This window comes from Bradyrhizobium zhengyangense (assembly GCF_022012555.1).
Taxonomy (GTDB): Bacteria; Pseudomonadota; Alphaproteobacteria; order Rhizobiales; family Xanthobacteraceae; genus Bradyrhizobium; species Bradyrhizobium zhengyangense.
Window position 1 is genome coordinate 1 of sequence record NZ_JAKLTZ010000052.1, and the last position, 6502, is coordinate 6502.

At 57.3% G+C, this 6502-nt stretch carries 4 protein-coding genes and 2 pseudogenes; 4 read left to right on the plus strand and 2 right to left on the minus strand.

Annotated features, from left to right (window positions below; all coding sequences use genetic code 11):
• A pseudogene (locus L6639_RS42575) lies at positions 1-277 on the plus strand (hypothetical protein); the annotation flags it as partial.
• Between the two features lie 775 nt (positions 278-1052).
• Here the strand turns inward: L6639_RS42575 and L6639_RS42580 are convergent.
• Entirely contained in the window at positions 1053-1379 is a 327-nt protein-coding gene (locus L6639_RS42580; protein WP_237867317.1) for a hypothetical protein, read from the minus strand.
• Between L6639_RS42580 and L6639_RS42585 the strand changes: the two genes are divergently transcribed.
• Together L6639_RS42585 and L6639_RS43205 are read left to right on the plus strand one after the other, a co-directional pair.
• Entirely contained in the window at positions 1335-1943 is a 609-nt protein-coding gene (locus L6639_RS42585; RefSeq protein WP_237867319.1) for an IS66 family transposase, read from the plus strand. The genes L6639_RS42580 and L6639_RS42585 overlap by 45 nt on opposite strands.
• A 668-nt stretch (positions 1944-2611) precedes the next feature.
• Entirely contained in the window at positions 2612-2740 is a 129-nt protein-coding gene (locus L6639_RS43205; RefSeq protein WP_276576272.1) for a hypothetical protein, read from the plus strand.
• Between the two features lie 663 nt (positions 2741-3403).
• On the opposite strand, the gene L6639_RS42590 is transcribed toward L6639_RS43205, so the two are convergent.
• Positions 3404-3745 (minus strand): VanZ family protein, encoded by a 342-nt coding sequence (locus L6639_RS42590; protein WP_237867318.1) that lies wholly within the window; start codon positions 3743-3745, stop codon positions 3404-3406.
• A gap of 1894 nt (positions 3746-5639) precedes the next feature.
• Here L6639_RS42590 and L6639_RS42595 point away from each other — a divergent pair.
• Positions 5640-6424, plus strand: a pseudogene (locus tag L6639_RS42595) (IS3 family transposase); the annotation flags it as partial.
• Positions 6425-6502 lie beyond the last annotated feature (78 nt).

The following is a 6502-nucleotide window of genomic DNA, read 5'->3' on the forward strand; positions in this document are numbered from 1 at the left end:
AACGGGTGGGCGACTTCAAATCGGAATGGTGGGCGAGATCATCTCGGAATCCTGGGCGACATCGATCGGAATCCGCAGTGAGGCAGAGACGGCCCCGGCTCGCAGGGGCTTGGGAGTATGGGCCGGGGCCGCTGCGCCAGCCCGACGGCGGGCCGGCGAGACTCAGAAGCCAAACCCAAGCCAATTGTTCCTACCGTCGGTGGTCCCTGAGTTACTGCTGATGGTAGCGATCGAACAGGCAGGCGGTGATGGCGAAGGCAAGCAGAAGAAGGTCTGAAAGCCAACCCAAAGAATACTATGCGCCATAGAATGATCCCCTTCCGGGCAGCGATCAGTCCTGCACCGGTATCTTGCGAAGAATCGCATCAAGACCCTCGCGGGTAGCCTTCCACGTACCACCCTGCGTCTCGATCCAGCCCTTATGCATCAAGCCTTCGAGCGTCGCCTGTCCAACTCCGGATGGTAGGGGAAGATTTAGATGAAGAGCTGTGATAGCCGTCCGCTCGGCGTGGGTCGGAATGTTCGGCAGACGCATCCTTTTTGAGCTGCGTCTTATCTCAATTCCGAGCTCCTCAGCCTTGCGTCGAACCGTCGACTCGGCTCGATGGAGTCTGTCACCAATGCGCCTGGCGAATAATCCGTCCTTTGCGAGCTGACGTAGCTGGATGATCTCTTCAGAAGTCCATTCCCGCTTTATCATCTAAATTCTTAAATGAAAAATGCCCGCAGCGACCGTCGCATGTATTGAGCGTAAGCGAGTCGGCTTGACTCGCGCAACGACTGCAGCGCCGTAGAAGCACTGGCTTCCATCAAATGTTAGAAGGCGTCGTTTTGAGCCCGGGTCGGCGGATCTTTCTTTGCCTTCTAGTGGTGAGCTACAATTGCAGCCATACTGAATGCGGCGATGCAATCAGCGGCCAATGACCAGAAAGCTATCGCGAACTGCTTCGGCATGATGGTGACCCCTCTGTTCAACCGAAGCCAGCGAGTCTCACAAGCGGACATGGCGGCCTTTGTTCCTCGCTGTCCCACCTTGGGAAATTTACGGGTGCTCAGTACGACATGAGATTGTCGCCAGGCGACAAGAGCCGCACATAGGTACCGCTCTCGTGCAGATCGAGCCATCCTTGGTCGATCGCGTATTTGATGCCGGCTCCGAATTCGGCCCCGCCGGCATTGCAGCCGTTCTTTGATAGGAACGGCGCGTTGATCTTCTCGATGTGAATGCGGCCGTCCTGGACCGCCTCGACCCTTTTGGCGAGTTCGATGAGCTTGCGGGCGGCGGCCTCGGGATCGGAATCCTGCAATGCGATGCCTATGACGGTTATGACCGGCTGACCGAAGTTGCTCGGCCGCAAGGCCCATGGACGCTTGTGCATTGCTGGAGCCATTTGCGCCGACGCTTCGTCAAATTGGTACGCAACAGCAAGTCGCCGATCGCTGAGGCCGCCGTTCTGCACATCGCGCAGCTTTACGCCATCGAAGCCATGGTGCGCGGCTCATCGCCGGACATCCGATTGGCCGCGCGCAAGGAGCACTCGCTGCCCATGGTAGCCGCCTCAAAGTCGTGGTTCGAGAAACAGCTGTCGATGATCTCCAGCGGCTCGACGCTCGCCGAGGATATCCGCTATGCGCTCAATCATCGGCAGGGGCTAACCCGCTTCCTCGAAGACGGGCGTCGCGAGCTCGACACCAACCCGGTCGAAAACGCCATCCGGCCGGTCTGCTTGACCAAGAAAAACGCTCTCTTCGCCGGTCATGAAATCGGGGCAGAAAACTGGGCCTTGCTCGCCTCGATCGTCGCCACCTGCAAGCTCAATGACGTCAACCCGGCAGCCTACATCGCCGAAACGCTCCAGGCGATCATCGACGGCCATCCCCATAGCAGAATCGGCGACCTCATGGCGTGGCGCTTCCGCAAGGCGTCAAGCCCGCATCAATAGGGTGACGGCTCAGCGCTTACGTAATTCGCGCCCTTGGATCCGGCTTAACGCCCACCGCGTGTCTGCATCGCAAACTCACGGTGCACAGGTGGTGGCCCAATAGTCGCCAAACGGCAGCTACCTTGCCATTTTCGGGCGAGCATCAGTTGTATAGTTGCGGCAATGCCACAGCCGATCCGGTTCCTTCGCACTTGTCGTAAGAAACGTTGCGCAGTGTCAGCGGGACGGAAATACTTAAGCATGCAGCAGAGCACGGGAACGCCAACTGAAATTGCAAGGTATCTGGCACTCGCGAAGGAATGTCGGGCCAATGCAATCAACGCGCGGCACACGCTAGACGAAAAAGCTTGGCTGGCACTTGCAGAGGAGTGGCAAGTGTTGGCGCAGCATGGGCGTCAACGGGCCAGTGATTGCGGTGCCTCTGATTGACGGCGACGATCAGGTTAGGCCGCCCGAGAGCCTTTACCAGTTGATCCAGGATAACGCGTTCGTTGTTGCGCGGTTGCGGCTTCAAGTACTCTTCAGGAATAGGCTCTGCGTTGAGGGGGGCTTGGAGGGATTAATTGGTCGCCGCGGATGCCAATACTTTCTGATGAACCAATGCAGACTAGCATGACGAATTTGTTCCAGAGGCCTTGAAAAGCGATCAGTGAGCGGATTTGGAAGCAATGTCCGAGTTAATCGCCAACCCGATGAATCCGTTCTCGGAATTCTTCGTTGCGCTTGAACGGCCCTGTGGGTCGACATCAGCCGACACCAACGAACTGCCGCCCATGGACGGGAGTGCCGGGATTTAGCAAAGGAGAGCAGGTGTCACGGCGCGCCACGTGCCCGGTGAATTGCGTCCTGCGGACGCTCCTTGGTGATAGATCCGCTACCAGCTTCTTCAACTTAGCATTCTCGTCCTCAAGCTGCCTTAGGCAGCGCATCTCGGCACCCGCCTTCTTGGAGTCGGCCGCGAAATTTCTCAGATCGATCGCCTTGTTTGAGCATTCTAACCGTCGGATTGGAAGTCTTTCCAAAGAAGACCCTTTAGAGCTGACGCCTTAGACAATGGATGTCCGTTCCCATAGGACGGCTCAAAGAGCCGCACGTTGATGGAGTCCTGAAGGCCGAAGCCTCAGCTGTCGCAATGATCAAGCACCTTAGTCCAAACTAAAATGACGATGAAGGCGCTAGGTCGAAGTCGTGGTAATCAGAGGGATGGTGATCTGGTGAGGTTGCGCTTTCTTGACTAGGACCGCTTGCCATAGGAAAAATATCGCTACACGTTTTACCACGCAGCGTGGCGCTGCCGGCAGGGTATAAGTGCCCGCCAGGTCTACAAGCCGTGTCATGTCGAGGTTGCCGAAACGGATCAGGAGGCCGTACGCATAGCATTGGCGCACTCACATCTTCGGCTCTTGAGGCGTTCGCCCATGCAGTTGCGAAATCATACCACCGGCGGCGCCGTGGCCATTTTACTGGGACTGGTCTCGCCATAGACGAGCAAACTTCGCGGCGCTCGAACCAAGAAGTCCACCAATAACTTTTTGCGCGGCGTCTGCGATGTGGCCATCGCGGTCGGGAGTGAGATGTTGCAGCAACTCGAGCGAAACAGCCACGCAAAGGATAAATGTTATCACCAATGTGAATCGGCGGGGATATGCGACTACGAAGAGGACGCCGAGTACACCATAGGCTGCGAAACGCTCCAGCCCGGCAGATCCTATTTCAGGGCGCAAGCCGATCGGAGAAAGCGTTACAAAGGCGATAGATCCGAGGCAGCACCAGGCAATCAGAATAATCAATTTCCGCATCATGCTGCGTCTATTGCCTCCAACAGACGTCGTCCACTCCCCCGAGGCCTCCTAGACCGACGAATTCGCTGCATTGATTTACCTGCTTGAACTCTACGCTCGGCCAACCCTAGTGAGATTGCATTGATGCTGCAATCGTCTCACGCGCGATCATGTTCATGTTGAACTTGTCACCGCGCGCTGCCGACAAAGCGCCAGCCCGTTCACTATGGCTGGGAAACCATTCTGGGAGGCAGCGAAGCGATCCTGAAACGTTCTTGCTCTGACGTTCGTACGGTCAAAATTGCGGGAACGCTCATGCTTGCGGTCACCAACGTGCTTTACGAAGAGATCTTGCAAGCGGCGCTGCTGGGGACGTCCAGCAGATGGATGAAGCGATGATGGAAGTCGCCGTTGGTACGTTTGTCTTGCTAAGCCCCGTGATCTTTCTTGCGCACGCCTCTGACGCGTTGCGCTGCTCCCCGCGAGTTATCGGGGCGGGCTAAAGGGCCAATTGAGAGGATGCTGATTCGTGCCTGGTCGATACCCGACGGCTTTTCAGTCGCTGAATTGGTGGAATTCAGGCAAGCTTCGTCGATTTTGTCGAGCCAGCGCCAGAAATCGCTAACGCGCTTCCCCGAATTAACCAAACGAAGAGGTTTTGCCTCATTCCGGACCCAATTCGTGGCAGATTGCTAACATTGCCAAAGTGGGGACTGGCAAATGCCAAAAGCTATCGTACTTGGGGGGCTTGGACTAATTGCGATCTGCGCGATTGCTTTTGGGGGCCGCAGATCGGATCCGCCGCTTCAGTCAGATGAGGTGCTGGAATTTATTACACCGGCTTCGGCTGCGAGTACGAATAAGTCCGACAGGTTGCAAACTCTCACGATCCAAGACCTGGAACTCCCCAAGCAGGTAACGGGGGTAAGCTTCGTGGCTCCAGGGCAAGACCCCCTTCCGGTCGCTCCGAGCAGCCGTCCCAGCCAAGCACCCGATTTCGTCCCTCGTCACTGGCGTGACCCGTATGCTTCAAAGCCCAATGCTCAAAAACGCGCAAGCGTGGCAAAGAAGCCCGTCAAGCGGACGATCGAAAAAGTCCAAGCGAGCGTAGCGAAGGAATGCCCAACTGATGGATTTGCCCCGTTCCTGAGGAAGCTACGGCTGGCCGCCAATTGCGATACGTAGAGCTGCAGTAAAGGCGTGCGGGCATGTACTCCCTTCGATGGGGTTCCACTTTCTTTGCGCAGACAGGAACATCTAGCAGAGACACCGATCCGACGTTGTAAGACAAGGTTTTGAGCCTTGAGCGATCGCCTCCGAGATTGCAATCGACGATGCAGCCGCGTTCGAGGTCGGTGAGTCGTTGATCGTGCGAGTATCGCCGGCCTAGTCGATCTAAATCGCGACAGCACGACTGCGAGCGGTCGACCAACGGTTCTGAGGTTGAGTAGAATTTGAGCCTTATGGATGTTATGCTGGGATGTCGCGTTGCGTCACGGCGAGCCATGGCTTGTGCCGCGCGCGACACCTGTTTAATGACGAAGGACGTCGATGCCGTACTTCGCTGAGCTGTCCAGCGCATGCGTGCTTCTCGCAGGCTATCGAGCGATCGCCAAAGGAGAGACTGGATGCGCTATGTCGTTTCCTAAGAGGGTCCAACAACGGGCTGATTCACGGTGCGGGATCTCGCGAGCGATGAAAAAGCAATCAGCCATGACGGAGTACGTCTAGCAAAATTGTGGCATTTGACCGCTGACGCACTCGCGACGGAAAAGAACGAAGGCAAGCTGGTGCTGATCTGAGGCCGAAGAACTGGACCAATTTTGGCTAGAGTGTTGCGCTGCCGAATCCCCTCGGCTGGGAGGAGCGGACGACGATGAAGGCCTCGAAGTTTTCGGACGCCTAGAAGGCGTTTATCCTGAAGCAAAGTAATGACGGGGTCTCGGTTGCAGACATTTGCCGCAAGGCCGGGATCAGCCAAGCGACCTATTTTAATTGGAAGAAGAAGTATGACGGGCTGCTACCGACCGAGATGCGCCGGCTGAAGCAGCTCGAGGACGAGAACGCCAAGCTGAAGAAGCTGGTGGCGGATCTGTACTCGACAAGGAGATGCTGCAGGACGTGATCCGCCGAAAGCTGTGAAGCCTGGCCGGAAGCGCAAGCTCGTCGATGAGGTTTGCGGTGAGTGGCAGGTGTCGATCCGCAAGGCCTGCGCGGCTCTCGAGTTCGACCGATCGACCTACCACTACAAGTCTCGTCGCTCCGGCCAGGCGGCCCTCGAGGATCGGATCGAGGAGATCTGCCATGTTCGCGTTCGCTACGGTTATCGCCGCGTCCACGTGCTGCTGCGCCGCGAGGGATGGCGCCACGGCCAGAACAAAGACCCGTCGCATCTATCGCGAATTGGGCCTGCAATTGCGCAACAAATCGCCCAAGCGCCGGGTCAAGGCCAAGCTGCGCGATGACCGAAGGCCAGCAACGCAGGCCAACGAGATTTGGGCGATGGACTTCGTTCATGACCAGCTGGCCACCGGCGGCAAGCTCCGGGTGCTCACGATCGTCGCTATCTTCTCACGCTTCTCGCCCGCACCGGAGCCGCGGCTCACCTTCCGCGGCACCGACGTCGTGGAGGTACTGGAAAGGGTTTGCAATGAAGTGGGTCTCCCGGCGACGATCCGGGTCGATCAAGGTAGCGAGTTCGGTACGCCTACGAGGAAGGCCGCCTTGTTTGACGGAGGCGAACGCTGCAGGTCCTAGGGGTAATCCTAGGAGAAGCGC

Bases quoted from the DNA above. Each gene is read 5' to 3' on its own strand.
- L6639_RS43205 (WP_276576272.1), top strand. From the start codon at position 2,612: ATGTCCGAGTTAATCGCCAACCCGATGAATCCGTTCTCGGAATTCTTC.
- L6639_RS42580 (WP_237867317.1), bottom strand. From the start codon at position 1,379: ATGCACAAGCGTCCATGGGCCTTGCGGCCGAGCAACTTCGGTCAGCCG.
- L6639_RS42590 (WP_237867318.1), bottom strand. From the start codon at position 3,745: ATGATGCGGAAATTGATTATTCTGATTGCCTGGTGCTGCCTCGGATCT.